The organism is Aeromicrobium sp. Root236, from assembly GCF_001428805.1.
In the GTDB taxonomy this organism is placed as follows: domain Bacteria; phylum Actinomycetota; class Actinomycetes; order Propionibacteriales; family Nocardioidaceae; genus Aeromicrobium.
Genome location: NZ_LMIS01000001.1, coordinates 740,755 through 765,584 on the forward strand (window position 1 = coordinate 740,755; position 24,830 = coordinate 765,584).

29 protein-coding genes and 4 tRNA genes are annotated in these 24,830 nt (G+C 68.2%); 19 read left to right on the plus strand and 14 right to left on the minus strand.

Annotated features, from left to right (window positions below; translation table 11 throughout):
* Window positions 1–9: 9 nt before the first annotated feature.
* The gene (locus ASE12_RS03805) at window positions 10–1,701 is read right to left on the minus strand and encodes a GMC family oxidoreductase (RefSeq protein WP_056404509.1); all 1,692 of its coding nucleotides are present in this window, start codon (window positions 1,699–1,701) and stop codon (window positions 10–12) included.
* 57 nt (window positions 1,702–1,758) lie between these two features.
* Between ASE12_RS03805 and ASE12_RS03810 the strand changes: the two genes are divergently transcribed.
* The 4 genes from ASE12_RS03810 to ASE12_RS03825 are packed head-to-tail and all read left to right on the plus strand — an operon-like array spanning window position 1,759 to window position 4,852.
* Window positions 1,759–2,340, plus strand: coding sequence for a TetR/AcrR family transcriptional regulator (locus ASE12_RS03810; protein WP_056397150.1), 582 nt, complete (start codon window positions 1,759–1,761; stop codon window positions 2,338–2,340).
* 13 nt (window positions 2,341–2,353) lie between these two features.
* A complete protein-coding gene (locus ASE12_RS03815) occupies window positions 2,354–3,856 on the plus strand; it encodes an NAD(P)/FAD-dependent oxidoreductase (RefSeq protein ID WP_056397152.1) in 1,503 nt (500 codons plus the stop codon).
* Entirely contained in the window at window positions 3,853–4,455 is a 603-nt protein-coding gene (locus ASE12_RS03820) for an acetoacetate decarboxylase family protein (RefSeq protein WP_157412798.1), read from the plus strand. Before ASE12_RS03815 ends, ASE12_RS03820 begins: the two co-directional genes overlap by 4 nt.
* Before the next feature lie 19 nt (window positions 4,456–4,474).
* Window positions 4,475–4,852, plus strand: a complete 378-nt coding sequence (locus ASE12_RS03825; RefSeq protein WP_056397159.1) for a hypothetical protein — start codon at window positions 4,475–4,477, stop codon at window positions 4,850–4,852.
* A gap of 4 nt (window positions 4,853–4,856) precedes the next feature.
* On the opposite strand, the gene ASE12_RS03830 is transcribed toward ASE12_RS03825, so the two are convergent.
* A complete protein-coding gene (locus tag ASE12_RS03830) occupies window positions 4,857–5,189 on the minus strand; it encodes a cupin domain-containing protein (RefSeq protein ID WP_056397162.1) in 333 nt (110 codons plus the stop codon).
* Window positions 5,190–5,385: 196 nt separating this feature from the next.
* On the opposite strand from ASE12_RS03830, the gene ASE12_RS19950 reads away from it, so the two are divergent.
* On the plus strand, window positions 5,386–5,544 hold the full coding sequence (locus ASE12_RS19950; RefSeq protein WP_157412799.1) for a hypothetical protein: 159 nt from the start codon (window positions 5,386–5,388) through the stop codon (window positions 5,542–5,544).
* A complete protein-coding gene (locus ASE12_RS20645; protein WP_255355458.1) occupies window positions 5,541–5,669 on the plus strand; it encodes a hypothetical protein in 129 nt (42 codons plus the stop codon). The genes ASE12_RS19950 and ASE12_RS20645 overlap by 4 nt, the downstream gene beginning before the upstream one ends.
* 52 nt (window positions 5,670–5,721) lie before the next feature.
* Here ASE12_RS20645 and ASE12_RS19955 read toward each other — a convergent pair whose 3' ends face one another.
* A complete protein-coding gene (locus ASE12_RS19955) occupies window positions 5,722–5,859 on the minus strand; it encodes a hypothetical protein (RefSeq protein WP_157412800.1) in 138 nt (45 codons plus the stop codon).
* A gap of 94 nt (window positions 5,860–5,953) precedes the next feature.
* Here ASE12_RS19955 and ASE12_RS03835 point away from each other — a divergent pair, with 94 nt between their 5' ends.
* The 3 genes from ASE12_RS03835 (at window position 5,954) to ASE12_RS03845 (ending at window position 9,124) form a co-directional block, all read left to right on the plus strand.
* Window positions 5,954–6,340 carry a hypothetical protein gene (locus tag ASE12_RS03835; protein ID WP_056397163.1) on the plus strand — a complete coding sequence of 129 codons (387 nt, stop codon included), beginning with the start codon at window positions 5,954–5,956 and terminating at the stop codon, window positions 6,338–6,340.
* Window positions 6,341–6,597: 257 nt separating this feature from the next.
* The gene (locus ASE12_RS03840; RefSeq protein ID WP_056397168.1) at window positions 6,598–7,269 is read left to right on the plus strand and encodes a DUF6766 family protein; all 672 of its coding nucleotides are present in this window, start codon (window positions 6,598–6,600) and stop codon (window positions 7,267–7,269) included.
* A gap of 361 nt (window positions 7,270–7,630) precedes the next feature.
* Window positions 7,631–9,124 (plus strand): ice-binding family protein, encoded by a 1,494-nt coding sequence (locus ASE12_RS03845; RefSeq protein WP_056397170.1) that lies wholly within the window; start codon window positions 7,631–7,633, stop codon window positions 9,122–9,124.
* A 343-nt stretch (window positions 9,125–9,467) separates the two neighbouring features.
* Here ASE12_RS03845 and ASE12_RS03850 read toward each other — a convergent pair.
* Window positions 9,468–9,539, minus strand: a tRNA-Val gene (locus tag ASE12_RS03850).
* A 53-nt stretch (window positions 9,540–9,592) separates the two neighbouring features.
* Window positions 9,593–10,426 (minus strand): aminotransferase class IV, encoded by an 834-nt coding sequence (locus ASE12_RS03855; protein ID WP_056397171.1) that lies wholly within the window; start codon window positions 10,424–10,426, stop codon window positions 9,593–9,595.
* A gap of 81 nt (window positions 10,427–10,507) precedes the next feature.
* On the opposite strand from ASE12_RS03855, the gene ASE12_RS03860 reads away from it, so the two are divergent.
* The 4 genes from ASE12_RS03860 (at window position 10,508) to ASE12_RS19655 (ending at window position 11,112) form a co-directional block, all read left to right on the plus strand.
* Window positions 10,508–10,579 (plus strand) — tRNA-Gly (locus ASE12_RS03860).
* A gap of 27 nt (window positions 10,580–10,606) precedes the next feature.
* A tRNA-Cys gene (locus ASE12_RS03865) sits at window positions 10,607–10,677 on the plus strand.
* A 34-nt stretch (window positions 10,678–10,711) separates the two neighbouring features.
* Window positions 10,712–10,785, plus strand: a tRNA-Val gene (locus ASE12_RS03870).
* A gap of 150 nt (window positions 10,786–10,935) precedes the next feature.
* Window positions 10,936–11,112, plus strand: coding sequence for a YegP family protein (locus ASE12_RS19655; protein WP_082582062.1), 177 nt, complete (start codon window positions 10,936–10,938; stop codon window positions 11,110–11,112).
* Window positions 11,113–11,121: 9 nt separating this feature from the next.
* Here the strand turns inward: ASE12_RS19655 and ASE12_RS03875 are convergent, their stop codons facing one another.
* Together ASE12_RS03875 and ASE12_RS19960 are read right to left on the minus strand one after the other, a co-directional pair.
* Window positions 11,122–11,346 (minus strand): DUF2188 domain-containing protein, encoded by a 225-nt coding sequence (locus ASE12_RS03875; RefSeq protein WP_056397174.1) that lies wholly within the window; start codon window positions 11,344–11,346, stop codon window positions 11,122–11,124.
* Between the two features lie 64 nt (window positions 11,347–11,410).
* A complete protein-coding gene (locus ASE12_RS19960) occupies window positions 11,411–11,644 on the minus strand; it encodes a hypothetical protein (RefSeq protein WP_157412801.1) in 234 nt (77 codons plus the stop codon).
* Window positions 11,645–11,816: 172 nt separating this feature from the next.
* Here ASE12_RS19960 and ASE12_RS19965 point away from each other — a divergent pair, with 172 nt between their 5' ends.
* Together ASE12_RS19965 and ASE12_RS03880 are read left to right on the plus strand one after the other, a co-directional pair.
* Window positions 11,817–11,981, plus strand: a complete 165-nt coding sequence (locus ASE12_RS19965; protein ID WP_157412802.1) for a hypothetical protein — start codon at window positions 11,817–11,819, stop codon at window positions 11,979–11,981.
* A gap of 44 nt (window positions 11,982–12,025) precedes the next feature.
* Window positions 12,026–12,271 (plus strand): hypothetical protein, encoded by a 246-nt coding sequence (locus ASE12_RS03880; RefSeq protein WP_056397177.1) that lies wholly within the window; start codon window positions 12,026–12,028, stop codon window positions 12,269–12,271.
* 5 nt (window positions 12,272–12,276) lie between these two features.
* Here ASE12_RS03880 and ASE12_RS03885 read toward each other — a convergent pair whose 3' ends face one another.
* The 4 genes from ASE12_RS03885 to ASE12_RS03900 all read right to left on the minus strand — a co-directional run bounded on the left by ASE12_RS03885 (window position 12,277) and on the right by ASE12_RS03900 (window position 17,339).
* On the minus strand, window positions 12,277–14,034 hold the full coding sequence (locus tag ASE12_RS03885) for a beta-galactosidase family protein (protein WP_056397179.1): 1,758 nt from the start codon (window positions 14,032–14,034) through the stop codon (window positions 12,277–12,279).
* Between the two features lie 91 nt (window positions 14,035–14,125).
* Window positions 14,126–15,463 carry a sugar ABC transporter substrate-binding protein gene (locus tag ASE12_RS03890; RefSeq protein WP_056397182.1) on the minus strand — a complete coding sequence of 446 codons (1,338 nt, stop codon included), beginning with the start codon at window positions 15,461–15,463 and terminating at the stop codon, window positions 14,126–14,128.
* A gap of 48 nt (window positions 15,464–15,511) precedes the next feature.
* Entirely contained in the window at window positions 15,512–16,414 is a 903-nt protein-coding gene (locus ASE12_RS03895) for a carbohydrate ABC transporter permease (RefSeq protein ID WP_056397185.1), read from the minus strand.
* Between the two features lies 1 nt (window position 16,415).
* Window positions 16,416–17,339: a carbohydrate ABC transporter permease gene (locus tag ASE12_RS03900; protein ID WP_056397188.1), complete on the minus strand. Its 924-nt coding sequence runs from the start codon at window positions 17,337–17,339 to the stop codon at window positions 16,416–16,418.
* A 182-nt stretch (window positions 17,340–17,521) separates the two neighbouring features.
* Between ASE12_RS03900 and ASE12_RS03905 the strand changes: the two genes are divergently transcribed.
* On the plus strand, window positions 17,522–18,514 hold the full coding sequence (locus ASE12_RS03905; RefSeq protein ID WP_056404511.1) for a LacI family DNA-binding transcriptional regulator: 993 nt from the start codon (window positions 17,522–17,524) through the stop codon (window positions 18,512–18,514).
* 54 nt (window positions 18,515–18,568) lie between these two features.
* The gene (locus ASE12_RS03910) at window positions 18,569–19,426 is read left to right on the plus strand and encodes a hypothetical protein (RefSeq protein ID WP_056397190.1); all 858 of its coding nucleotides are present in this window, start codon (window positions 18,569–18,571) and stop codon (window positions 19,424–19,426) included.
* A 6-nt stretch (window positions 19,427–19,432) separates the two neighbouring features.
* Here the strand turns inward: ASE12_RS03910 and ASE12_RS03915 are convergent, their stop codons facing one another.
* The 3 genes from ASE12_RS03915 to ASE12_RS03925 form a co-directional block, all read right to left on the minus strand.
* Window positions 19,433–20,035 carry a TetR family transcriptional regulator gene (locus ASE12_RS03915; RefSeq protein WP_056404515.1) on the minus strand — a complete coding sequence of 201 codons (603 nt, stop codon included), beginning with the start codon at window positions 20,033–20,035 and terminating at the stop codon, window positions 19,433–19,435.
* Window positions 20,032–21,468 (minus strand): MFS transporter, encoded by a 1,437-nt coding sequence (locus tag ASE12_RS03920; RefSeq protein WP_056397193.1) that lies wholly within the window; start codon window positions 21,466–21,468, stop codon window positions 20,032–20,034. The genes ASE12_RS03915 and ASE12_RS03920 overlap by 4 nt, the downstream gene beginning before the upstream one ends.
* Window positions 21,469–21,580: 112 nt before the next feature.
* The gene (locus tag ASE12_RS03925) at window positions 21,581–22,495 is read right to left on the minus strand and encodes a YihY/virulence factor BrkB family protein (protein WP_082582063.1); all 915 of its coding nucleotides are present in this window, start codon (window positions 22,493–22,495) and stop codon (window positions 21,581–21,583) included.
* A gap of 17 nt (window positions 22,496–22,512) precedes the next feature.
* On the opposite strand from ASE12_RS03925, the gene ASE12_RS03930 reads away from it, so the two are divergent.
* Complete coding sequence (locus tag ASE12_RS03930) at window positions 22,513–24,162, plus strand: acyl-CoA dehydrogenase family protein (RefSeq protein WP_056397195.1); 1,650 nt, start codon at window positions 22,513–22,515, stop codon at window positions 24,160–24,162.
* Window positions 24,163–24,786: a hypothetical protein gene (locus ASE12_RS03935; protein ID WP_056397200.1), complete on the plus strand. Its 624-nt coding sequence runs from the start codon at window positions 24,163–24,165 to the stop codon at window positions 24,784–24,786.
* Window positions 24,787–24,830 lie beyond the last annotated feature (44 nt).

The window sequence follows — 24,830 nt, forward strand, 5'->3', positions numbered from 1 at the left end:
GAACGGGTTCTACCTCGCCGGCACCTCGGGCACCGGCAGGAGCGCGGCCGGGGCGTGGGCCGGGACCGCAGGCGATCGCGGGGCCACGACCGGCACGCGTACGTACGGAGAGCCGAGTGCCGGGCGCGGATCCGGCTCGCCCCTGTTGGGCCACAACGCCATGGCCCGCTCGGACTGCGCCGTGATCGTGAGCGACGGGTTCACGCCCAGGTTGGCGGTGACCGCCGACCCGTCGGACACGTGCAACCCGGCGTGACCGTGGACCCGCTGGTAGGGGTCGATGACGCCGGTCTCGGCCGTCTCGCCGATCGCGCAGCCACCGATGAAGTGCGCCGTCAGCGGGATGCCGGCCATGTCCGTGGTCGACCCTCCGGCGTACCCGCCGATGCGCCTGGCCAGGTCGCGGGCGACCCGGTTGGCCACCGGGATCCACGTCGGATTGGGCTCACCGACGCCCTGCTTGCTCGTCATCCGCCGGCCGAGCACGCCTCGCTTGAGGTATGTCGTGATCGAGTTGTCCAGCGACTGCATGACCAGCACGACGATCGACTGCTCGGCCCAGCGCCGCGGGTTGTGCAGCCGGAACGCGCCCTTGAGCCCGAGCTCGCGATAGACCGACCAGATGCTGCGGATCGTCGACCCCGGTTGGTCCTTGTCGACCAGCGGTGCGTTGAGCAGCGACAGCGCGCTCGACCCGCGGCCGTAGCGGACCGGCTCCACGTGCGTGTGCTCGTCGGGGTGGAACGAGGACGTGATGGAGACGCCCGGCGTGTAGTCGGCCCGTTTGTCGCTGGCCCGCGCGCTCAGCACCGCCTCGGAGTTGGTGCGGCTCAGCTCGCCGACGCGCGGTGAGAGCCCGGGCAACGAGCCGGCCCGGAGCCGGTGCAGCAGGTGCTGCGTGTTGAGGGCGTTGCCGGCGAAGACGACCTGCTCGGCGGTGAACGTACGCCGGCGGAGGCGGTTGCCCGTGCGCCGCGTGCGGACCTCGTAGCCGCCGCCGTCCTTCGGTCGTACGTCCGTCACCGTGGTGAGCGGGAGGACCTCGGCGCCCGCGGCCTCGGCGAGGTGGAGGTAGTTCTTCACGAGGGTGTTCTTGGCGTTGTGCCGGCACCCGGTCATGCAGGCGCCGCAGTCGGTGCACGTACGCCGGCGTGGCCCGGCGCCGCCGAAGAACGGGTCCTCGACCTCGACGCCCGGCTCGTCACCGAACAGCACGCCGACATCGGCGGCATGGAACGTCTCACCGACGCCGTAGTCCTTCGCCAGCGCCTCCATCAGGTCGTCCGCTGGCGTACGACCGGGATACGTCACGACGCCGAGCATCTTCTTGGCCTGCGCGTAGTGGGGGGCCAGCTCGGACTTCCAGTCGGTGATGTGGGCCCACTGCGGATCGCGGTAGAACGCGTCGAGCGGCTCGTAGAGCGTGTTGGCGTACACGAGCGACCCGCCGCCGACGCCGGTGCCGCTCGCGATGAGCACGTCGCGCAGGAGCGTCAGCCGCATGATGCCGAAGCATCGCGCCCACGGCGCCCACAGGTAGCGGCGCGTACGCCAGGAGGTCTTCGGCAGCTCGTCGTCGGCGAACCGGCGGCCCATCTCGAGCACGCCCACGCGATAGCCCTTCTCGGTCAGCCGGAGCGCGGCGACGCTGCCCCCGAAGCCGGAGCCCACCACCACGACGTCATAGTCATACCGAGTCATGGCGGGCAGCATACGGGCTTGTTGACACTCTGCCAATAGCCGGTGAGACTGTCCCCCATGACCGCGACCCGGCAACGCCTCGCGCCCGCCCAGCGGCGGCAGCAGATCATCGACGCCGCCCGGGTCCTCTACTCCGACCGGCCGTACGACGACGTGTCCACGAGCGAGCTCGCCGAGGCGGCCGGGGTCGCCCGGGGCCTGATCAACCACTACTTCGGTGACAAGCGTGAGCTGTTCCTGGCGGTCATGCGCGAGTCGATCCTGATGCCGGAGCGCCCGCTGACCGGACTCGAGGGACGGCCGATCGAGGACCGGGCCCGACTGACGATGGACTGGATCCTCGACGCCGCCACGACGTACGGCCAGGCGTGGGTCGCCGCGAGCGGCGCGGCCAACCTGCACGGCAGCTCCGACATCCAGGCGATCGTCGACGAGGCCGACGACCGTGCCGCCCGCCTCGTGCTCGACGCCCTGGGACTGCCGGACGATCCGCGCCTGCGGGCGCGACTGCGGCCGACGGCGGCATTGACCAAATCGGTCTGCCGGGAGTGGCTCCAACGCGGTACGTTCACCCGGGACGAGGCGCTCGACCTGCTCACCGCATCCGTCCTGTTGTTCGTCCAGAAGGAGCTCCCGTGAAGAAGGGTCGCCCATGACCTCCGTCGGCATCATCGGCTCGGGCTTCGGCGCGCTCGCGGTCGCGATCGAGCTCAAGCGCGCCGGTCACACCGACCTGCGGCTGTGGGAGCGGTCCGACGACCTCGGTGGCGTATGGCGCGACAACACCTATCCCGGAGCCGGCTGCGACGTCCCTTCGCCGCTCTACTCGTTCTCGTTCGAGCCCAACCCTCACTGGAGCCGGCGCTACGCGTTGCAGGACGAGATCCACGCCTACATCCGCTCGGTCGCGGACTCGTACGGCATCACGCCGCTCGTACGCTTCGGCAGCGAGGTCGTCGCGGCCCACTGGAACGAGGACTCGGCGAACTGGACGGTGAGGGTCAACCCTTCGACAGGCTCAGGGAGCGTGGCGGGCGCCTCTGGGAGCGGGAGGGGCCACTCAGGGAGCGGGACGGAGGAGACCGTCGACATCCTCGTCAGCGCCGTCGGCCAGCTGTCCCGCCCGGTGCCGCCGCGCATCGAGGGCATCGACTCGTTCACGGGCACGTCGTTCCACTCGGCGGAGTGGGACCATTCGTTCGACGCGACGGGCAAGTCTGTCGCGGTCGTCGGGGCCGGTGCCAGCGCCGTGCAGCTCATCCCCCACCTGGCGCGCGACGCCCGCAAGCTCCTGGTGTTCCAGCGCACCCCCAACTACCTGCTGCCCAAGCCCGACAAGCCCTACAAGCCGTTCCACAAGAAGCTGTTCGAGCGCGTGCCGATGACCCAGCGGCTCGAGCGCGGCGGCGTGTGGGTCTTCACCGAGCAGTTCGCCCGCGGCCTCGACGACGAGTCGCGAGTCGGCCGCATCAACAAGGCGATCGCGATGTGGCACCTCCGCAAGCAGGTCAAGGACCCCCAGCTGCGGGCCAAGCTGACGCCCGACTATCCGATCGGGTGCAAGCGCATCCTGTTCTCCAACGAGTTCTATCCAGCCCTGGCCCAGGACAACGTCGACGTCGTCACCCACGCGATCACGAAGGTCACCCCCAAGGGCGTGGTGGACAGCGAGGGCGTCGAGCACGAGGTCGACGCGATCATCTATGCCACCGGCTTCGACACCCAGGACTTCCTCCAGTCGATCGACATCACCGGCACGCAGGGCCAGAAGCTCGCGACCCAGTGGGCCGATGGCGCGCACGCCTACCTCGGCATGTACGTCCCGAACTTCCCCAACCTGTTCGTCACCTACGGACCCAACACCAACCTGGGCGGCGGCTCGATCATCTTCATGCTCGAGGCGCAGGCCCGGCACATGCGCCAGACGCTCGACCGGATGCAGGCCGGCAACTACCGGACGGTCGAGGTCACCGAGGCCGCCGAGCTGGCATACGACCGAGAGCTCTCCGAGAAGCTCGAGCACTCGGCGTGGGCGCACTGCGACAACTGGTACCGCCACCGCTCGGGCCGCATCACGTCGAACTGGCCCGGCTCGACCCGACCGTTCGCCCAGGCGACCAAGGTCCTCGACCCGACGGCGTTCCGGTGGGCATGACTGACTACCCAGCGGAGCCCTGGGACCTGCACGGTCATGCGTACGTCGCGGTGTGGCTGCTGCCCAAGGGCGACGCGCCGCCGCCGAGCTCGCCGGCGACCAGGACGATCACGGTCCTCGGTCGCGCCATCGTGTGCGCCGCGTTCTTCGTCTACGAGGAGCCCAGCCCGCTGACGTACGACGAGATCATGGCCACGGTGCTGGTCCGTGAGGGCTGGCGACCGCGGGTGTCGATCACCCACATCTGGGTCAACAGCGTCGCCTCGCGCGACGGCGGCCGCCGCCTGTGGTCGATCCCCAAGGATCTCGCCGAGTTCGAGGTCGCCCCCCACGCGTCGTACGCCGCGCAGGGCATCGGCTCGCTCGCGGTGACCCGCGCACGCCGCCTGCCGGGCCGCCTCCCGGTCGGGTTCCGCATCGCGCAGGACCGGGCCGGCACGCTGCTGGTCTCCCCGGTCTCCGGGCGGACACGGCTCGGGCTCGCCACCGCCAGGTGGTCGTTGGCCGCCGACGGACCGCTGGGATTCCTCGTCGGCCGCAAGCCGTTGCTGACGCTCGTCCTCCGGCCGTTCCACCTGCTGTTCGGGCGGCGGATCTAGGCCCGGTTAGGGTCGAAGCATGTCTCGCCTCGCCCTCCTGACCGTGACCGCCGTCCTGTTGCTTGCGGGCTGCACCTCGTCCGACGGGGGCAAGGGCGATGACGACAAGGAGACGTCGAAGCCGTCGGCGACGAAGACGACCCCGGCGCCCACCGGACCCGCCTGCGCCAGCATCTGGAAGGACGGCACCACGCTCCCGGCCGACTACACGCGGTGCGTCGACGACGGAGCGTACGGCCTGCAGGACGTCACGAAGTGCCAGGACGGCACCAAGCTCGTGGCCTACTCCGACACGTACTTCGCCGTCACCGGCGGCCGCATCAGCAAGCCCAAGGTCGCACCGATGCAGGACACCCCGGAGTACGGCAAGGCCTACACGGCCTGCACCGGCGAGTAACGACTCAGGCCGGACCGAGCGCCGCGTCCTTGGACGGCGCTCCCGGCTCCTTGAGCTCCACGAACATCACGTGCGTCTCGGAGCTGCCGATGTTCTCACCCGCGTGCGTCTGCGCCGGGAGCCAGGCGGCGTGGCCCGGTTCGAGCGAGACCTCGCGCACCTGGTCGCCGACGCTGAGCCGGCGGTCGAATCCGCTCAGCGTGATCATGACGCTGTCGGGGTGGGTGTGCGGGGTCGTGCGGTCGCCGGGGACGTCGCGATACTCCAGCACGCGTACGCGCTCGTTCTCGAACACGACGGAGTAGAGCGACGGATTGGACTCGACCGGGTCTGGCATTCGTCGAGTGTGTTACCAGCGACGACCATGGTCAAGAAATCTCGGGAAATGGTCCAGATGTGATGTTTGCTTCCAGACCTTTGGGGTACATGCCCGTCACTCGACCGGCAGTCGAGATATCGGGCGGGCTGGAGGCTTACGCAGACTCTCCAGCCCGCCGATCTCGTTCCAGGCCGGCGACCGAAGGGAGCACAGCATGAGCGAGTCACCCATCGAACCGGGCGCAGATCCCGAGGCCCGGCCGACCGAGGATCCCGAGATCACCCCCTCGTCCAACCCCGACGGCGGATCCACCGTGATCCCCGAGCCCGGCGTGACCAACCCGGACGCCGACGGGACGGGAGGTGACGGATGAGCATCGACCCGAGCGATCCCGTCCGCCGCCAGGAGCCTGACATGGACCCCGGGCTCGCGCCCGATCCCGAGCACGAGGTCGAGGAGAACCCGCCCGAGGGCGACCGCCCGGCCGAGCCTGACTGAGAGACGACCGAAACGCCCCGCGACTCACGTGAGCCGCGGGGCGTTCCGTATGTCAGGCGTCCTCGACCGGGTCCGGCGCGACGAGGTCCGGGTCGCCCTCGACGTCCGGCTCGGATACCTGGGGCGCCTCCTGCGGCTCGGCGTCGGGCTGCTCGGGCGTCGACAACGGTTCGTCGGGTGCAGTCGTCATGATCGCTCCTCTCGTTGGACGCCTTCCGTACCCGCCGGTGCTCGGCCCATGCGATTCGGCACGCGACGTCGTGGGTACGCCGAGGGTCGTGAGAATGTCGATCACCGTTGCACTCCTCGTCGCCGCAGCGTTGCCCTCGGGGTGCTCCTCAGGCAACGACGACGCCGCCACGCGTACGGCTGAACGCCTGCACGCCACCTTGCAGCAGGAGGACGGCGCCGCCGCGTGCGACCTGCTCAGCGACGACGCGCAGGAGCAGCTCACCGAGTCCGGCGACTTGTGCGAGACCGCGGTCATGGACGCCGGGCTCCCCGACACCGGCCGCGTCGTCGAGGTCAAGGTCTATGGGACCGCCGCCCAGGTCCGCTACGACGACGACGTCGTGTTCCTCGGCGAGTTCCCCGACGGCTGGAAGGTGACCGCTGCCGGCTGCTCCGCGAAGGCCGGCGCGCCGTACGACTGCCAGGTCCAAGGAGGTTAGGGCGTGCCTTTCAATTGGTGGTCGATCAGCGAGCGTGGCATCCGCGCCCGGCTGGCAAGGCCGACGACCGAGGCGCACCGGGGTTGTGCGGCGAAGAAGGAGAACGCCGCCAGGCGGGATGTGGGGCCGCGCGAGCCGGCCATCGAGTTGGAAGGGATGCCCTAAATGCGCACTCTGTTCGTGGTGTACCTGCTGATCATCTGGGTGGGGTTGGCCTACTTCCTCACGACCGGCCTGGTCCACGCCTAGGAGGCCTGATGCGTACGTTCCTCCGCAACAATTCCCTCAGCCTGTTCTTCCTCCTCATCTTCCTCGCTGCGCTGATCGGTCAGGCGTTCGCCGGCTGGGCGCAGTTCAACGACTCGCAGAGCGCGTCGGGCATGGCGGAGATCAGCCTGGGCCGCTACCTGCGGTCTGCCGACTTCGCGGTCGACGTGACCGAGAACTGGCAGAGCGAGTACCTCCAGTTCCTGCTCTACATCCTCGCCACGGTGTTCTTCATCCAGAAGGGCTCCCCGGAGTCTCCGGCTCACGGCGGGTTGGGCACCGACAAGGAGCAGAAGCTCGGGCGCTACACGCAGGACGACTCCCCCGCGTGGGCGAAGGCCGGAGGCGTGCGCACCTCGATCTTCTCGTGGTCGCTGACGATCGTGATGGGCACGATCTTCCTGGTGTCGTGGCTCGCGCAGTCGATCGCTGGGTGGGCGGCGATCAACGAGACCCGGCTGCAGGATCGTCTCGACGCGATCTCGTGGGGCTCCTACCTGACCAACCCCGACTTCTGGGCCCGCACGCTGCAGAACTGGCAGTCGGAGTTCCTCGCCGTCGGCTCGATGGCGGCCCTGGCGATCTACCTGCGCCAGCGCGGCAGCGCCGAGAGCAAGGCCGTCGGCGAGCCGCACTCCTCGACCGGCGCCGAGGGCGGCTGAACGTTCCCTCGGCTTGAAGGCAGAATTGCGGAGATGCCCGCATTTTTCTTTGAGCGTGCGCTCCCGCTCACCGGGGTGTCAGCCTGTGGCAATCTCCAGCGGGATGCGAGCTTCCGTGCAACTGTGAAGGAGTGAGTCTGGCACCCATGCGCCACGCGAGTGGACGTGGTGCCAGGACTACTTCGTGGGACACGACACCGGAAGGGTGGCCAGTTCCCACTGATTGAGCGGCGCCCGCTGATCTCACTCCCTGGGTCGCCTGCCGTGAACGGTCCGTCAGCCCCAGCGACCTCGCTGGTCTCGCACGGACGACGAGGAGCGTGGTCCTTCTCTATTTCCGTGGCCATGGTTGAGGTATCGCATGTCCACCACCATCCTTCGCACGACCACCACACCGAGTCGTGGCCGACGAGCCGCTCGACTGTCAGCCGGCATCGGCCTGTTCGCTCTCGTTCCATTCCTGATAGCCGCCGCGAACACCGCGCAAGCGGCCACCGCACCGAACCTCGGCACGGCCGCGTCGTTCTCCGTGCTCGCCGGCTCAGGCGTCACCAACACGGGGGTGACCACGATGGACGGCAGCCTCGGCTCGTACGAGACGCCCACTGTCGCGACCGACACGCCGTTCGTCTTCAACGGTTCGGCCACGAACCACGCCGGTGACGCCGTCACGCAGGGCGCGAAGGCGAACCTGCTCACGGCGTACAACCTGGTGGCGGGTGCCCCGTCCAGCGCAGCCGTCCCGGCAGACCTCTATCGGGAGGATCCGTACCTGCCCGGCGTCTACTCCGCCGAGACGAGCATGGCGTTGAGCGGAACGATCACCCTCGACGGTGCCGGAAGCAACGACAGCGTCTTCATCTTCAAGTCACCGTCGACCTTGATCACGTCGTCGAACGCCGCGGTCATCCTGACCAACGGCGCCCAGGCGTGCAACGTCTACTGGCAGGTCGGCAGCTCCGCGACGTTCGGGACGGGGACCCACCTCGTCGGGAACGTCCTCGCGTACACCTCGATCACCGCGACGACCGGCGCGACGTTCGAAGGACGGCTGCTCGCCAACTTCGGGGCGGTCACCCTCGACTCGAACACGATCACGAATCCTGGGTGCGCCACCGGACCCAGTGGCGGTGTCGACGCTGACGGCACGGCCACGAACGCGACTGATGCCACGGACGCAGGCACGGACGCAGACGCGACTGATGCCACGGACGCGACGAATGCCGGCACCGACGTTGCCGCTGTACAGTCCACCGACGCCACCGACGCCGGCACCGACGTCACGGCTGTCGAGTCGACCAACGCAGGCACCGATGTGACCGCTGTCGAGTCCACCGACGCCGGTACCGACGTCACCGCCATCGAGTCCACGGACGCCACAGATGCCACAGATGCCGGCACTGACATCTCGGCCATTGAATCCACCAACGCGACCGACGCCGGCACCGACATCTCTGCGCTCGAGGCGACCGAGGCCACGGACACCGGGACCGACGTCAGCGGGCTCGAGGCCGGGACCGACACGCAAGCAACTCAGGTGGGCACGGACATCACAGCGCTCGACGTGGGAACCGACACCAACGCCCTCGACTCGACCAGCGCGGGATTCGACACGGACTCCGTCAACACTCAGACAGACACGGAGGCGGTGGGAACCAGTGCCGAGACGGTGGACAGCGCGTCGACCGAGGCGGCTCTCGACTCGAGCACCGACGTCGAGGCTGCAACGGCTGCCGACACCACGACCGGGCTCCCTGACACGGGCGGTTCCGATCCGCTGACGTTGCTCCTGGGGATGGCGACGGTCGTGGCCGGACTCGTGCTCATCGTCACCTCCGCGCCGAGCCGCCGGTGAGAGGCGCCGCAGGCGGCACTGAGGTGCGCCGCGGAGTGACCGACGACCACACGGTCACGCACGCGCGCACGCACGCACGTCGCATCAGGCGCTGAACTGTTTCCACCATTGCGGCGCAGATCACTTTTTGGCTGCGATCGCTTGGGTAACCTGTGGTCGTACCGGTTGAGCGAACAGCCGGCACAAGGAAACCCGCCCCAAACAAGGAGGCGGGTTTCCGCTGCCAATTCTCGCACCAGTCGCCGCCGGACCGAAGTGAACGAGATCACGCGGTGGGCGGCCCGGGACGGCATGGGAAAGGCCCCCGACCACGTTTCCGCTGGTCAGGGGCCTTATGCGCGGGTGGGCGATACTGGGTTCGAACCAGTGACCTCTTCGGTGTGAACGAAGCGCGCTACCACTGCGCCAATCGCCCGCGTGCGTCAGAAACCTTAACCCATCGACCACGCGCCTTCCCAACGAGGCCGATCAGGGGTCGACGTCCTTGACCGACTCCCGCGCCCAGATCTCCTGCGCCTTGCGGGTGATCGGACCCGGCGCCGCGACCTCGCGGTCGTCGACGCGCGAGATCGCCTGTACGTCCCTAGTGGTGCCGACGAGGATCACCTCGTCAGCGGTCTGCAGCACGTCGATCGGCGCGTCGCGCTCGACGACGTCGAGCTCGGCCGCGCACCACTCGAGCACGAGGGCCCGCGTGACTCCCGCGAGAGGCCCGGCCTGCAGCGTCGGAGTGATGAGCTGCTCACCGACGACGTAGAAGATGTTGGAGCCGGTGCCCTCGCACAGCATGCCGGCCGTGTTGGGCATGACCGCCTCTGAGGCGCCGCGAGCGAGCGCGTGCTCGACCATCAGGGCGTTCTCGGCGTACGAGGTCGTCTTGAGGCCGGCAAGCGCTCCACGCTCGTTCCTGGGCCACGGCACCGTCGCGATGGCACTGACCGACGGCGGGCGCTCACACGGCTCCGTGATGACGACCTGGGTAAGCCCCGCACTCCCCCGCGGCGACCCCAAGGGCCCGGGCCCCGACGTCACGGTCACCCGGATGCGACCGAAGGGCAGGTCCTGGCTCTCCATGGTTGCCGCGACACCTTCGCGGATCGCGCTGACGTCCGGCTTGCCGATCCCGAGGCCCTCGGCGGACCGCACCAACCGGTCGAGGTGACGTGTCAGTGCGAACGGCTGGCCGTCCTCGATCTTGATGGTCTCGAACACACCGTCGCCGACGATGATGCCGTGATCGAGGGCACTAATCGACGGTGCTTCCGGTGATTGCAGGAGGTCGCCGTTCAACCATGTCTTCATGCGGCCACGCTACCCCGACCCCGGTTTGGGTTCGGCTGCCCGAATCGGCTAAAGTCTCGTGTCGCCTCAATTTGAGGCAGCGCGGACGTGGCTCAGTGGTAGAGCATCACCTTGCCAAGGTGAGGGTCGCGGGTTCGAATCCCGTCGTCCGCTCGGAGCGGGTCTCCATACCCATCCAGCGGTGGGTTGGCCGAGAGGCGAGGCAACGGACTGCAAATCCGTTTACACGGGTTCAAATCCCGTACCCACCTCGAGCAGCACCATCATCACAACTGAATTCTGCACGGGCGATTGGCGCAGTCTGGTAGCGCGCTTCCCTGACACGGAAGAGGTCACAGGTTCAAGTCCTGTATCGCCCACAAGACAATCCCTCCCTCGCGGAGGGATTTCTTCGTTCAGCCGGTGTTCGCTCGCTATTCGGGCGATTGGCAGCGGCGCCCTCATTGCGAGGACTACGTTGTGGCTGCACCCCAGCGTCCGGCTGAGGGCCTCTGAGAGGTCGTGACGACATGGCAGGCAAGTTCGAGCTGTACGTGGACAAGGCCGGCGAGCACCGATTCCGCCTCAAGGCCGGCAACGGCGAGACCATCGCGGTGTCCGAGGGCTACTCGTCCAAGGCCAGCGCGCTGGGCGGCATCGAGTCGGTCAAGAACAACGCGCCGGGAGCCCCGACCGTCGAGGTCTGACCGTCACCCCTACCCGGGTACGTTGCGCGGGTCGTTGCCGTAGGAGTGCTTCGACTCGATCGTGCCGTCCCTGTCCTTGATGATGTGCTCGACCTTGCGCGCCCGAGCCTCGTCGCGCCCGGCCTCGATGGCCCGCTCCTTCGTGTCGGAGGTGTGGAAGGGCTGTCGGTCCCCCTGGACCCGGCAGTGCCACTCCGTCCCCTCGAAGTACGTCTCGACGTTGCCCTGTGCCATGAGCGTCCTCCTCTGGTAGCTGTCGTCATCGGCGTACCCGGCGCAGGCCTGGCGAAACGATGCCTCAGCCGGTCGGCGGTTGCGGTGCTTCCGGGCCGGTGGCCGGTGCGCCCTCCTGGACCGGGTCGACGGGATCGCCCTGTCCTGAGTCCGCCCCCGGAGCGGGCTCCGAGCCGGTGTACGGGTCGGCCGGCGGCTGGGCTCCTCCCGGGTCCTCACCCGGATTGGGTGCCGGAGCGGCGTCGGGATCCTCCGGCGTGGAGTTGGGGTCAGCGGGTGGCATCGGTGATTCGGTCATGACGGTTTCCCCTCTCGTTCTGCGTGCTGTGCGACGTACCCACCCAGCCCGACCCGAACCGCGTATGACCTGCAGGAACGTGACTCCGGAGTAGGACTTGAATGTCGCACCAAGCCGCCCTAGTCTCGGCTTCGAAATCTCTGTGATGTGACGATTATGGGGAGGTAGGGCCGTGGCACGACAGCGCAAGAACTTCGAGTACGAATCGCCGATTCCTGAGGACGAGCTCTCGTCGCGCATGAGCTCCTCAGCGGGTCGCAAGCTCGAGAAGCGTCTCCAGGACATGGGCTGGACCGACGGTCATCATCCGCAGGACCCGGTCGCCGACGAAGCCTGAGCCGCACGCGTGTGAGCCCCTCGCCGCAGGGGTACTCACGGGGCGTGAACTCGCCATCGAACGACCTGGGCACGACTCGCGGCAGCTGGTGGATCGCCATGTCGGTCATCGCAGCCGTCGTCGTCGCGGTCATCGTCGTGCTCGTGCTGGTGGACCGAGGCGAGCTGTCGAAGGGCTGGGCGTACGCCGTCGTGCCCGTCGCGATCGTGGCCGCCGCCTCGACCAGGGTGTTGACGATCTTCAAGGCCGCTGCCGAGAGCAAGCGGCAGGGCCCGCGCGACCAGCGCTGAGCCGATCAGGCCTCGGTGTGCCCGAGGTCCGGAGCTGACACGAACGACACGTCGCTGCCGGATGCCGCCTGGAGCTCGAGCACGACGAGCTCGTTGCCGCTGTCGCGCAGCACCGGTCCCGGGACGTACAAGGTGCGCTGAGGACCGCGTGACCAGTAGCGGCCCAGGCAGAAGCCGTTGATCCACACGACGCCCTTGCCCCACGACGAGGTGTCGAGGTAGAGGTCGCCCGAGCCCGGGTGGTCGAACGTCGCACCGGCGAACGCAGGACCCGCGATGACCGACGGCGGACCGCCGCTCTCCAATGCGTGCGCGACGCGATCGATGGCCGACAGGTCCAGCGGCAGCACGGACCAGCCACGCACCGGCTGACCGTTGATGCTCGCCTCGCCGATCAGGCCCTTCGGCTCACCGATGCGAGGTCCGTAGTCGACCCGGCCCTGGTCCTCGACCAGCAGGTCCAGGGTTCCCTTCGCGGCCGCCGGCAGCGGGATCGCGGTGTCGTGGTGGTCGCGAGCCAGCACCCCGATGCCGTCCTCCTCGAGGAAGACCTGAGCGCGATCTCGGACCTCCTCGACCCGGAAGATCGCCGGACCGGTGACGTCGATCGTGGTGCGATAGAGGGCGAATCCGTCGTAATGACCCAGGGAGTCGAGGGTCGGCGGGGTGTCGTGGCTCGTCCACTCCCCGAGCACGTCGAGCACGTCCCAGAGTGGCAGGACGCTGCGGATCGGGGTGGTGAACGCCGGCGGCTCCGGGGCAGCTTGGGGCTTCTCGTCGCCGACCGGGGCGTACTTGGCGATCACGTCGCGCATCGCCCAGTACTTCTCCGTCGGGTTGCCCGCCTCGTCGAGGGGTGCGTCGTAGTCGTAGCTCGTCACGATCGGCAGATAGGTGCCCTTGTCGTTGGCGCCGTTGGTGAAGCCGAAGTTCGTGCCGCCGTGAAACATGTAGATGTTGACGGACGCGCCGCGTTCCAGGAGCTCGTCGAGGCTCCGGGCGGTGTCCTCCACCGACGTCAGGTGGTGGTGGCTGCCCCAGTCGTCGAACCAGCCGTCCCAGAACTCCGAGCACATCAGAGGGCCCGTGGGCTGGTGCCGCCGCAGCGTGTCGAGGCGCTCGCGCGAGCGGGAGCCGAACGAGCCGGTGCGGTGCAGCTCCGGCAGGCTGCCGTTCTCGAGCATGTCGTCCACGGGCTGGTCGACCGACGTCAGCGGCACCGTGATGCCGATGCGCCGGTTGATCGCCACGAGCTTGCGCAGGTACGACTTCTCGGCCCCGTAGGCGCCGTACTCGTTCTCGATCTGCACCAGGATGATCGGCCCGCCGCGATCGATCTGCCGCGGCACGAGGACCGGCGCGAGCTGTTGGAGGTAGCGGTCGACGTGTGCCATGTAGCGCGGCTCGTCCTGCCGCACGCCGGTCGCCGCGTCGGCGAACAGCCAGGCCGGCAGGCCGCCGTTGGTCCACTCGGCGCAGATGTACGGCCCCGGCCGGACGATGGCGTACATGCCTTCCGCGGCGACGGCGTCGAGGAACGCCCCGAGGTCGAGGTTGCCCGAGAGGTCGAACTCGCCTTCCCGGGGTGCGTGCGCGTTCCAGGCGACGTACGTCTCGATGGTGTTGAGGCCCATCTGACGGGCCTTGCGGATCCGGTCGGACCACTGGTCCTGGTGGACCCGGAAGTAGTGGATCGAGCCGGACAGGATCTGGAACGGCTTCCCGTGCAGCAGGAAGTCGTGCTCGCCGATCGCGAATGTCATGCCGGTCCTTCGGGGGTAGTGAGGGGTGCCGCCCACCGGCTGTGAGGGCCCCTGATCGAGAGGCCCTCACAGCCCGCGTGGCGTACAGCGGTCAGTTGACCTTGAAGCCCTGCTGGTCTCCGTACGAGGCCGACTTCTTCTGCCAGTCGGCCAGGCCATCGGCGAGCTTCGTCTTCGACACGTAGGCCTTGCCGACCGTGTCGTTGAAGATGCTGTTGGCGTAGACCTGGAACGGCAGGTAGGACCAGCCCTTGACGACGTCGTCGGCCGACGCGGCCAGCACCTTGTTGATCTCCTGGCCACCGAAGTAGGCCGACTTCTTGTCGACGAACGCCGGGTCGCTGATCTGCTTGGTCGTCGCCGGGAACGCACCGGCGTCGACGCGTGTCTGGGCGCCCTGGCCTGCGGTGGCGTAGTCCATGAACGCGTACGCCAGCGCCTTGTTCTTGCTGGCCGTCGGGATGGCGAGCGAGCTTCCGCCGTTCTCGGAGGTGGCGTTGGCGCCGGCTTCCCACTGCGGCATCGGTGCGACGCGCCACTTGCCCGCGCCGGCCTTGACGCCGGACTCGAGGTTGGCCGGCATCCATGCGCCGATCGTCAGCGTCGCGATGTTGCCCTCAGCCAGGCCCTTGTACCAACCGTCGCTCCACGACGGGGTCGGCGCGAGCAGCTTCTCGTCGAGCAGCTTCTGCCACGTGTCGGCGAAGCGCTTGGAACCGGCGTCGGCGAGGTCGATCTTGACCTTGTCGCCGTCGACCTTGAACGGCTGTCCGCCGGCCTGCCAGATGAGGCTGGTGGTGAAGCCCGCGTCACCCGCATCGTTCGCGATGTACGCCTTGGGGTCGGCCGCGTGGATCTTGCGAGCCGCGTCGACGTACTCGTCCCACGTCTTGGGGACGGCGACCTTGTACTTGTCGAAGACCGTCTTGTTGTAGAACAGCGCCATCGGTCCGGAGTCCATCGGGAGGCCGTAGATGCCGCCCGACTGCTGCACCGAGGCCCACGGGCCGGGCGTGAACGTCTTGTCGAGGCCGCTGGCGCCGTACGAGCTGACGTCGGCGACGGACTTGGCGAGGGAGAACTGCGGCAGGGCGTAGTACTCGATCTGCGCGACGTCGGGAACACCCTTGCCGGCCTTGATCGCGTTCTGCAGCGCGGTGTACTGGTCGTTGCCGGTCCCGGCGTTGACGAGCTTGACCGTGACGTTCTTGTGCTCGGCCTCGAAGTCCTTGACGACCTTGGTCAGCGTGGGCTCCCAGGCCCAGACCGTGATCGTCCCGCCCTTCTTGAGCGCCGCCTTGACGTCGGCCGCTCCCCCGGCGCTCGAGCTCGACTTGTCACCGTCGGAGCCGCCGCACGCCGCAAGGGCGAGCGCCGCGACGACGGAGACGGTGACTGCACGAAGCAGTCTCCCGTGCTTGGTGTTCATGTGTTTCCTCTCGTTGGTTCGAAACTTGGTGGCCAGCCCGAGCTGGCGTTACTCCTTGACGCTTCCTGCCGACAACCCGGACTGCCAGAAGCGCTGCAGAAGAAGGAAGGCCGCGATCAGCGGCAGGATCGTCAGGAGCGATCCGGTGATGACCAGGTTGAAGATGACGTCTCCACCTGCGGTCAGGGCCTGCTGGCTCCACGAGTTGAGGCCCACGGTGAGGGGGTACCAATCGGGATCCTTGAGCATGATCAGCGGCAGGAAGTAGTTGTTCCACGTCGCGACCATAGAGAACAGCAGCACGGTGACGATCCCCGGCGCGAGCATCGGCAGGCACACCTGGAAGAACGTGCGCAGCTCGGACGCGCCGTCGACCTTGGCCGCCTCCATGAGCTCGGTCGGGATGGCGTCCGTGGCGAACGTCCACATGAGATAGAGCCCGAACGGCGAGATCAGCGACGGGATGATGACGGCCCACGGCGTGTCGGTGAGGCCCATCTTGCTGAACATCAGGAACGTGGGGACGGCCAGCGCCGTTCCAGGCACCGCGACAGCGCCGAGCACCACGGCGAACACGGCCTTCTTGCCCGGGAAGCCGAACTTCGCGAGCGCGTAGCCGCCCATCACGGCCAGGATCGTCGCGCCGCCGGCGCCCACCACGACGTACAGCAAGGTGTTGGCGAACCAGCGCAGGAAGATGCCGTCGTTGTAGGTGAACGTGTCCTTGATGTTGGAGAACAACGAGAACCCGTCGCCGAACCACAGGCCGAACGACGACAGCAGGTCCTCCTGCGACTTGGTCGCGTTGATCACGAGCCACGCGAGCGGGACCAGGCTGTAGAGCAGGATCAGGCCGGTCAGCGCGGTCAGCAGCGGGCTGCGGCGGGGCTTCGCGAACGAGTTCGCGGCGCGCTCTCGCTGCTTGGGCCGGAGGGCAGTGGTCGTCGCCATGTCAGAGGGCCTTTCGCATGCCGCGGAGCTGGACCGTGTACGCGATGACCATCGTGAGGACGCCCATGATGATGGCGATGGTCGCCGAGTAGTTGTACTGCTGGCCCGAGAACGACAGCGAGTACGCGTACATGTTGGGCGTGTACTGGGTGTTGATCGCGTTCTTCGCGACGTAGTGGAGGATGTTGGGCTCGTTGAAGAGCTGGAAGCTGCCGATGATCGAGAAGATCGTCGCGATCACCAGGGCCCCGCGGATCGCGGGGAGCTTGATCGACCGGATGACGCGGTACTCGCTCGCGCCGTCGATCGCGGCCGCCTCGTAGAGCGACGCCGGTATGACCCGCAGGGCGGCGTAGAAGATCAGCATGTTGTAGCCGACGAACTCCCAGGTGACGATGTTGCCGATCGACGCGAGCACCCACTTGGGGCCCAACGGATCCGGCAGCGAGACCCCGAACGAGTCGTTGATGCTGCCGATCAGGCCGAACTGGCTGCCGTACATGAAGCCCCACATCAACGTGGCGACGACGGCCGGCACGGCGTACGGGAGGAAGATCGAGATGCGGAACAGCGAGGCGCCGTAGAGACGGCCGCCGTCGATCGCCAGGGCCGCCAGCAGCGCGATGAAGAGCATGATCGGGACCTGCACCACGAGGAACAGCCCGACCCGGCGGACGGACTCCCAGAACAACGGGTCCTGGAGGGCCTGCTTGTAGTTGTCGACCCCGACGAAGCTGTTGCCGCCGATGAGCCGGTCCTGGAACAGACTGAGGTAGATCGAGTACGCGATCGGCGCGAGGAACACCAGGGCGAACACGGCGGCGAACGGGCCTAGGAAGCCCCATCCCGCCCACGACCGGCGGAAGTGACGGGGCGACGCCGCAACCTTGTTCGCAGGTGCGACCACCGATCCCGTGGCAACCATCAGATCCGGTCCTTTCGTCGGCCCTTCGGCCCGTTGTGCTTCACATGAGGCGCGAAACCGCATATGTTTACGTAAACATCGTTGTGACGCGCGTTACGTTACACCCCTAGGAAGGAACGTCAAGACCTGTGAGCGAGTTAGAACCCGTCTCGAATGGCACATCCCGACCCCGGCGTGTGTCGATGGCGGACGTCGCCAAGCTCGCCGGCGTCTCGTCACAAACGGTGTCACGCGTCTCCAACGGCCACCCGGGTGTCATCCCCGCCACGCGCGAGCTCGTGCAGGCCGCGATGCGGGAGCTGGGCTACCGGCCCAACAGCGCCGCACGCGCCCTCAAGTGGGGCAGCTTCCACACGATCGGCGTGATCCTGTTCTCGCTCGCCAACGTCGGCAACAGCAAGACCCTGGAGGGCATCGCCGCCGAGGCCACCGCGCGCGGCTACGGCATCACGCTGATCCCTGTGGCGATGCCCACCGAGGCCGCCGTCATCGGCGCGTTCGGCCGGCTCGAGGAGCTCGCCGTCGACGCGGTCATCGTGATCATGGAGATCCACCTCCTCGACGCCGCGACCGTCGGCCTGCCTCCCGGCGCGCCCGTCGTGGTCGCGGACTCCAACGCCGGCGACCGCTACCCCGTCGTCGACACCGACCAGTCCACGGGCGGCCGGCTCGCCGTCGAGCACCTGCTGTCGCTCGGCCACGAGACTGTGTGGCACGTCGCAGGCCCCGAGGAGTCGTTCGCCAGCGAGCGCCGCCTGGCCGCCTGGCGGGAGGCGCTCGCTGAAGCGGGCAGGCCGGTCCCGGAGATCCTGCGCGGAGACTGGTCGGCCGAGAGCGGCTACGCCGCCGGCCAACGGCTGCTCCAGGAGGACTCGGTCACCGCGGTGTTCGTCGCGAACGACCAGATGGCGCTCGGGCTCATGAACGCCCTCCACGAGGGTGGTCGCCGCGTCCCCGAGGACGTCTCGGTCGTGGGCTTCGACGACCTGCCCGACTCGGCTGCCTACCTGCCTCCGCTGACGACGGTGCACCAGGACTTCGCCGAGGTCGGCCGGCTCTGTGTGGCCAATGCGCTCGACCAGGTCGAGAACGGGATCAGCGAGCCCGGCGTGACGCTCGTGCCGACCCGTCTCGTCGTCCGCAAGAGCACCGCGGCACCTCCGCGCCGCGACTGAAACGCGAGGGCATACTGGGGACAGCGGACCTCTTGGAGGTCTAGCGTTCGCCGTATGGCCATCGAGGAACCGATCCGCGAGGAGGAGAGCCTCCTCCTGGACGAGCTGAGCTCCCGGCTCGACTCGTTGCGGCTGTTCCGCGAGCACGACGACGCCGAGGTCAACGCGGTCCTCGAGAAGTTCGGCAGCTCCGGCGTCATCGAGGACCAGATGCTCAAGGAGCTCAGCAGCCGCCAGCCGCTGAAGCACCCGGCGCGGTTCGACGAGGCGCACCGCCGGGCCATGCGGGCGCTCGAGGTCTTCGACCGCAACGGTGCTCGCCAGCCATCGGCCCTCAAGGTGCCAGGCGTGATCAAGCCGGTTGCCAACAAGGTCGTCCAGCTCCTGATCACCGCGATCGTCCGCAGCCACCAGAAGCGACTCGTCAAGGACCTCCGGCAGCTGTATGCCCTGCGCGAGGCCAACAGCCCGATCGGCTCCGACGACTACCAGCTGCTGGCCACCGCACGGATCCAGGTCGACGCGATCATGAACGACCTCAACAAGTCCTCGCTCCCCCTGCCTGCGTTCCTCGTCGGTGGCGCGGCGATCTCCGGGTTGCTCTCGGTGATCAAGAACAGCCTGACGGGCGAGGCGTGGGCGCAGTACACGTTCGCCGGCGCGTTCTTCGTCATCGGGCTGGGCATGTTCTGGTGCATCCTCCGCGCGGCCGGGATCGCCCGCAGTCGTACGCGCATCGCGCTCGACGCGTCCTTCAAGGCGCTCTGGGAGGTCATCGGCGATGCCGGCAACCCGCCCCACGACCGGGCGAAGCTGTTCGCGACCATCGCGTCGATCCTGCTGGTCCTCGTGTGGATCATCGTCCCGACCGTCGTGGCCTGGGCCGCCGTCAACCCGCTCGACAAGCTCTGACCTCAGCTAGAACGGCAGACCGTTCTCGAGCAGACCCAGCTGTTTCTCGTAGAGCGCCCCAAGATCCGCTGAACCGCCAGAGGCGACCCAGGTTCGCATCACGGTCATGGAGATCGCGATGATCATGGCGGCGGCGCATCGGATGTCGAGGTCTTCTGCGGGCCGGTCAAGGTGAAGGCCGAGCACCCGGGCAACCTCGTCCTGGTTGCGCAGCTGCTCTTCCATGGCATGAGCGCGGATGTCGGGATCGTCGAACGTGAGCCGGATCCGACTGAGCAGCTCTTCTCGGTCAGCCGCCAGCACCTCGAGAAGCGACTCGGCGAGTGCTGCCCGGATCGCCGCCACGATCGGCTCACCCTTGGGCCGGCGGGCCAGCGCTTCGGCGAGCACCGGGTCATAGTCGTCGGACAGGATCAGCTGCTCCTTGGTCCGGTAGTAGCGAAAGAACGTACTAGGGGACACGTCGGCAGCTTCGGCGATCTGGTCGACGGTCGTCGCCTGATAGCCCTGTTGCGCAAAGAGTCGGTACGCCTCCTGCCGGATGGCCAGTCGCACCTTCTGCTTCTTGCGCTCGCGCAGTCCGGGCGCGGCGTCGCGGGAGGTGCTCATGCCGCCCATTCTTCCTGCTCGACTGTCGGCAGGGCCGTGACCACGCCGCAGGCGACGGGCATTGGCAGCCGGAGGGCGGCCAATGCAGCCCCGGCGAGAGCCACCACGGCGACGACCAGCAGCACGAGCGACATGCCATGCGCGAAACCGTCGGCCACGTCAGGCAGGCGGCTGGCGTACCCGCTGCTGAACAGACTGCCGAGTCCGGCGACGCCGAGCACGGCGCCGAGCTGCTGGATCGACTCGAGGAGACTGGTTCCACGCCCGGTCCCTTCTGCTGGCAGAACGGTGAACACCAGCCCTGTCGCGGGCACCACAGCCAGACCGAAACCGAGGCCGACGATCGACAGCCAGACCGCGGCGAAGCCGTAGCCGTTGCTCACGTCAGTGGAGGCCCCGATGAGTGCCCCGACACCCAGAAGCGCGAGTCCGACGGGGATGACCAGCCTCTCGCCGGCACGCGCGACGAGCGGCTCGGCCGCGGTAGCGGCAACCATCAGGCCGCCGATCAACGGAAGCAGTCCCAGACCCGTGCCGAGCGCGCCGAGTCCGAGTCCTCCGGCGAGGTACTGCGGGACGACGAACAGCGTGCCCATGACGGCGAAGTTGACGAAGACCGCCAGCGTCGAGCCCCAGCGGAACGCCGGGATCCTGAACAGCGCCAGATCGACGAGCGGATCTGAGAAGTTCGCCTGCCGACGCACGAACAACACCATCAGAGCGAGACCCACAGCCATGGGGACCAGCACTGAAGGATCGAACCAGCCGTGGTCTGGAACCCGGATCGTGGAGTAGACGATCGCGGTGATGCCAAGGGCGCTCTGGAGCGTGCCCAGGAAGTCGAACGGTCGCCTCTCCACAGTCAGTTGCTCGTCGACGGGGAGCAGCGCCAGCACGGCAATCAGCGCCACGACAACGACCGGGACGTTGAACAGGAAGACCGAAGGCCAGGCGAAGTGGTCGAGGAGCCAGCCGCCGACGATCGGACCGATCGGCATGCCAACAGCAGTGGCGGCCGTCCAGACAGCGATCGCCCGCGGCAGCTCATCCTTGCCGAACACCCGCGGGAGGATGGCCATGGAAAGCGGCATGATCATCGCGGCGGCCAGGCCCAGTGCCGTCCGCGCCGCGATGACTCCTGCGGGAGTCTGGACGATCGAGCCCAGCACCGACGCCGCGCCGAACAGCGCCAGCCCCGCAACAAGCAGGCGCTTGTGGCCATAGCGGTCACCAAGGAGGCCGACCGGCAGCATCGCGACACTGAGTGCCAGCAGGTAGCCGCCACCGATCCATTGGAGCTGAGCTGACGATGCGCCCAGATCGCGGGCCAACGTGGGCATCGCGACATTGACCACGGTGCCGTCGAGGCCGATGACCAAGACGCTGAGCGTGAGAGCGCCGAGGGCGAACCAACGGCGAGGCGAGTCCTTCATGTCTCCTCCTGAGGTGAATCTGACAGTTGACTATCAAATCATAGCGTACTGTCACTTTCTTTGGGAAGATCGAATCCTGCGCTCGCCTTCGAGCGCCACCTACTCAGTCAGGTCAGGCGGGCTCGGGTGGGAGGCGGACCTTGCGTGGGTGGCCCCACCAGCCCATCTCCTCGAGACCTTCCTCGACGGCGGCGTTGATCGCTGCGCCGATCAGGACCGCGATCGACAGGACGTACAGCCACAGCAGCACGGCGATGGGCGCGGCCAGCGGACCGTAGATCGACGTGCCGCCCGTCGAGAAGCCCAACGCCCACCGGACGAAGTAGCTGCCGAAGACCCACAGGAACAGCGTGAACACCGCACCGGGCAGACCATGTCGCCAGCGCTTCTTGACCGGCACCGCGAGGTGGTAGAGCGTCGTGAGGAAGCCGACGGACAGCAGCAGGACGGCGGGCCAGTAGATGAACCGCAGGAACGACCAACGGTCCGACAGGAGGTCTGCGGCGACCTGGGGGCCGGCCAGCACCAGGGGCACCAGGATGATCCCCACGAGCAGCGCGACGATGTAGAGCACGAACGACAACGCGCGGGTCTTGACGATGCCGCGGTGACCGCCGAGGCCGTAGATGATCGAGATCGTGTCGATGAAGACGTTGAGCGCGCGCGACCCCGACCAGAGGGCCAGCACGAAGCCGATCGAGATCACGTCGATGCGACCACCCCCGAGCACGTCGTTGAGGGTCGGCGTGATGACCGCGTCGACCGTGCCGGGCGTCAGCGCCTGGGACGCGAGGTCGATGACCCGGTCCTTGAGCACCTCGACCTTGGCGACCTCGTAGCGCTCGGCGATGAACCCGATCGTGCCGGCGAGACCGAAAACCAGCGGCGGGAGCGACAGGATCGCGAAGAACGCGGCCTCGGCGGCGAGCCCGGTGACGCGGTAGCGGAAGCAGCTGCTGACCGTGCGGGCGACGAGCTTCTTGCCTGCTTCGGGGATCGCCGGTCGGCCTACCGGTTCAACCGCCATGGCTCTACCGTAGCGACATGGATCCCCTGCAGCGTGCACCTTCGAACCAGGCGACCCCACTCGTCGGATACAACGTCGCGACCGCCGACAACGCCCTGCTCGACGCCGTGGCGGCATTCGGCGGCGACCACGGTGCCGAGATCGTCGAGACGCTGACCCCGCTGGGCAGCCTGGCCGGATCCGCGGAGGCCCGCGAGCACTGGCACCTCGCCAACGAGAACGAGCCTGTGCTGCGTACGGCCGACCGCTACGGCAACCGCATCGACGAGATCGAGTTCCACCCGTCGTGGCACTGGCTGATGACGCAGGGCGTCGGGTTCGGCCTCACCGCCGAGCCGTGGGTCTCCCAGAGCCCCGTCGCGCACCTCCAGCGTGCCGCCCGGTTCTTCGCGTGGGGCCAGACGGAGCAGGGCCACATGTGCCCCATCACCATGACGTACGCCGTCGTGCCCGCGCTGCGAGCCGACGACGCGCTCGCCAAGCAGTGGACGACGGGGCTGGCCTCCAGGACGTACGACTTCGGGCTCCGCCCGCCGGAGCAGAAGGCCGGGCTTCTGGCCGGGATGGGCATGACCGAGAAGCAGGGTGGCTCGGACCTGCGCACCAACACGACGGTCGCGGTGCCGACGGAGACGCACGGCGAGTACCTCATCACGGGCCACAAGTGGTTCACGTCGGCGCCGATGAACGACGTGTTCCTCGTGCTGGCCCAGGCACCCGACGGCATGACGTGCTTCGTGGTGCCCCGCGTACGCCCTGACGGCAGCCGCAACGCGCTGTCGATCGTGCGGCTCAAGGACAAGCTCGGCAACCGGTCGAACGCCTCGAGCGAGCTGGAGTTCAACGACGCGTTCGCCGTGCGCCTGGGCGACGAGGGCCGTGGCATCCGCACGATCATCGAGATGGTGTCGGCGACGCGCATGGACTGCATCCTCGGCTCGGCCGGCATCATGCGCAAGGCACTCGCCGAGGCCGCGTGGCACACGTCGCAGCGCGCGGCGTTCGGCGCCACCCTCGCGGACCAGCCCGCCATGACCAACGTCCTCGCCGACCTCGCGGTCGAGAGCGAGGCCGCGACCCTCGTCGCGCTGCGGCTCGCCAGTGCGGTCGACCACCTCAACGACCCGCACGAGCAGGCGCTGCGCCGCATCGGCCTGGCCCTCGAGAAGTTCTGGGTCTGCAAGCGCACGCCGTTCATGGTCGCCGAGGCGCTCGAGTGCCTCGGCGGCAACGGCTACGTCGAGGAGTCCGGCATGCCGCTCCTGTTCCGCGAGTCGCCCCTCAACTCGATCTGGGAGGGCAGCGGCAACGTCAACGCGCTCGACGTCCTGCGTGCGCTCGGCCGCGAGCCCGAGAGCCTCGACGCGTGGATCACCGAGGTCGGCTCCGTACGCGGTGAGGACGCGCGCCTCGACGCCGTCGTCGACGAGGTGCTGACCGAGCTCGCCGACCTGAGTGACGTCGAGGTACGGGCCCGGCGCATCGCCGGGCGCATGGCGGTCGCCCTCCAGGGCACGGTCCTCATCAAGCACGGCGACCCGTCCGTCGCCGACGCGTTCTGCGCCTCGCGCCTCGCCGGCGACTGGGGCGGCACGTTCGGCACGCTCCCCCGCGGACTCGACCTTGCGGGCATCGTCGCCCGTGCGACCCCTCACCTGGAGAACTGAATGCGTCTTCTGACGATGGCGGCCGTGCTGTCCGCCCTGATCACGCTTGTCTCCGCACTGGCCCTGCGAGCCGCCGACGCCACGCTCGCGGTCGCCGCAGTCGCCGCGGTGGCGGTCCTGTTCACCTGGTACGCCCAACTGCACTCCACCGACGAGAGATCGGCCCTCGGCCTCGCGAACCCGGCTGCCGTCCTCACCCTGGCGGTCGTCGGCCGGCGCCCGTGGGCGACGATCCTGCCTGCTCTCGCGGCCCACACGGTCGGCGCGGTGCTCGGTGGCCTCGCGGCGCTCGGACTCGACGACCGGCTCGGCGACACCCTAGTCTTCACCCAGCCCGGTCTCGTCGTCGCAGCCGTCGGCGCCGCCGTCGTCGGGCTCATCGGGGCGTGGACGACGCTCAGCGTCGACGGAGGTGGGCCCGAGGCCCTGTCCGGCATACCGGCGATCGTGGGCGGCGCCGTCCTCCCGTTGGGGTTGCTCGCGGTGTTCCAGCCCGCCGCAGTGATCGGCCTCGCCACCGCCGATCTGGTGCCGTGGGACGTCGCCCTCGTCGCCGCCGGGACGACTCTCCTGGCGTCGATCGTCGGTGCGTACGCCGTGACTGCCCTCGTGCCGCACGAGTGACCCAGCCCACAACCACACCCGTTTTCACGCTCAGCCGCCGGGTC

Bases quoted from the DNA above. Each gene is read 5' to 3' on its own strand.
- ASE12_RS03825 (WP_056397159.1), top strand. From the start codon at position 4,475: ATGTCTCGCCTCGCCCTCCTGACCGTGACCGCCGTCCTGTTGCTTGCG.
- ASE12_RS03910 (WP_056397190.1), top strand. From the start codon at position 18,569: ATGGCCATCGAGGAACCGATCCGCGAGGAGGAGAGCCTCCTCCTGGAC.
- ASE12_RS03875 (WP_056397174.1), bottom strand. From the start codon at position 11,346: ATGGCACAGGGCAACGTCGAGACGTACTTCGAGGGGACGGAGTGGCAC.
- ASE12_RS03805 (WP_056404509.1), bottom strand. From the start codon at position 1,701: ATGACTCGGTATGACTATGACGTCGTGGTGGTGGGCTCCGGCTTCGGG.
- ASE12_RS03930 (WP_056397195.1), top strand. From the start codon at position 22,513: ATGGATCCCCTGCAGCGTGCACCTTCGAACCAGGCGACCCCACTCGTC.
- ASE12_RS03840 (WP_056397168.1), top strand. From the start codon at position 6,598: ATGCGTACGTTCCTCCGCAACAATTCCCTCAGCCTGTTCTTCCTCCTC.
- ASE12_RS03835 (WP_056397163.1), top strand. From the start codon at position 5,954: ATGTCGATCACCGTTGCACTCCTCGTCGCCGCAGCGTTGCCCTCGGGG.
- ASE12_RS03920 (WP_056397193.1), bottom strand. From the start codon at position 21,468: ATGAAGGACTCGCCTCGCCGTTGGTTCGCCCTCGGCGCTCTCACGCTC.
- ASE12_RS19955 (WP_157412800.1), bottom strand. From the start codon at position 5,859: ATGACGACTGCACCCGACGAACCGTTGTCGACGCCCGAGCAGCCCGAC.
- ASE12_RS19960 (WP_157412801.1), bottom strand. From the start codon at position 11,644: ATGACCGAATCACCGATGCCACCCGCTGACCCCAACTCCACGCCGGAG.
- ASE12_RS19950 (WP_157412799.1), top strand. From the start codon at position 5,386: ATGAGCGAGTCACCCATCGAACCGGGCGCAGATCCCGAGGCCCGGCCG.
- ASE12_RS03815 (WP_056397152.1), top strand. From the start codon at position 2,354: ATGACCTCCGTCGGCATCATCGGCTCGGGCTTCGGCGCGCTCGCGGTC.
- ASE12_RS03905 (WP_056404511.1), top strand. From the start codon at position 17,522: ATGGCGGACGTCGCCAAGCTCGCCGGCGTCTCGTCACAAACGGTGTCA.
- ASE12_RS03845 (WP_056397170.1), top strand. From the start codon at position 7,631: ATGTCCACCACCATCCTTCGCACGACCACCACACCGAGTCGTGGCCGA.
- ASE12_RS03890 (WP_056397182.1), bottom strand. From the start codon at position 15,463: ATGAACACCAAGCACGGGAGACTGCTTCGTGCAGTCACCGTCTCCGTC.
- ASE12_RS03915 (WP_056404515.1), bottom strand. From the start codon at position 20,035: ATGAGCACCTCCCGCGACGCCGCGCCCGGACTGCGCGAGCGCAAGAAG.
- ASE12_RS03820 (WP_157412798.1), top strand. From the start codon at position 3,853: ATGACTGACTACCCAGCGGAGCCCTGGGACCTGCACGGTCATGCGTAC.
- ASE12_RS03855 (WP_056397171.1), bottom strand. From the start codon at position 10,426: ATGAAGACATGGTTGAACGGCGACCTCCTGCAATCACCGGAAGCACCG.
- ASE12_RS03925 (WP_082582063.1), bottom strand. From the start codon at position 22,495: ATGGCGGTTGAACCGGTAGGCCGACCGGCGATCCCCGAAGCAGGCAAG.
- ASE12_RS03900 (WP_056397188.1), bottom strand. From the start codon at position 17,339: ATGGTTGCCACGGGATCGGTGGTCGCACCTGCGAACAAGGTTGCGGCG.
- ASE12_RS20645 (WP_255355458.1), top strand. From the start codon at position 5,541: ATGAGCATCGACCCGAGCGATCCCGTCCGCCGCCAGGAGCCTGACATG.
- ASE12_RS19655 (WP_082582062.1), top strand. From the start codon at position 10,936: ATGGCAGGCAAGTTCGAGCTGTACGTGGACAAGGCCGGCGAGCACCGA.
- ASE12_RS03810 (WP_056397150.1), top strand. From the start codon at position 1,759: ATGACCGCGACCCGGCAACGCCTCGCGCCCGCCCAGCGGCGGCAGCAG.
- ASE12_RS03895 (WP_056397185.1), bottom strand. From the start codon at position 16,414: ATGGCGACGACCACTGCCCTCCGGCCCAAGCAGCGAGAGCGCGCCGCG.
- ASE12_RS03830 (WP_056397162.1), bottom strand. From the start codon at position 5,189: ATGCCAGACCCGGTCGAGTCCAATCCGTCGCTCTACTCCGTCGTGTTC.
- ASE12_RS03885 (WP_056397179.1), bottom strand. From the start codon at position 14,034: ATGACATTCGCGATCGGCGAGCACGACTTCCTGCTGCACGGGAAGCCG.
- ASE12_RS03935 (WP_056397200.1), top strand. From the start codon at position 24,163: ATGCGTCTTCTGACGATGGCGGCCGTGCTGTCCGCCCTGATCACGCTT.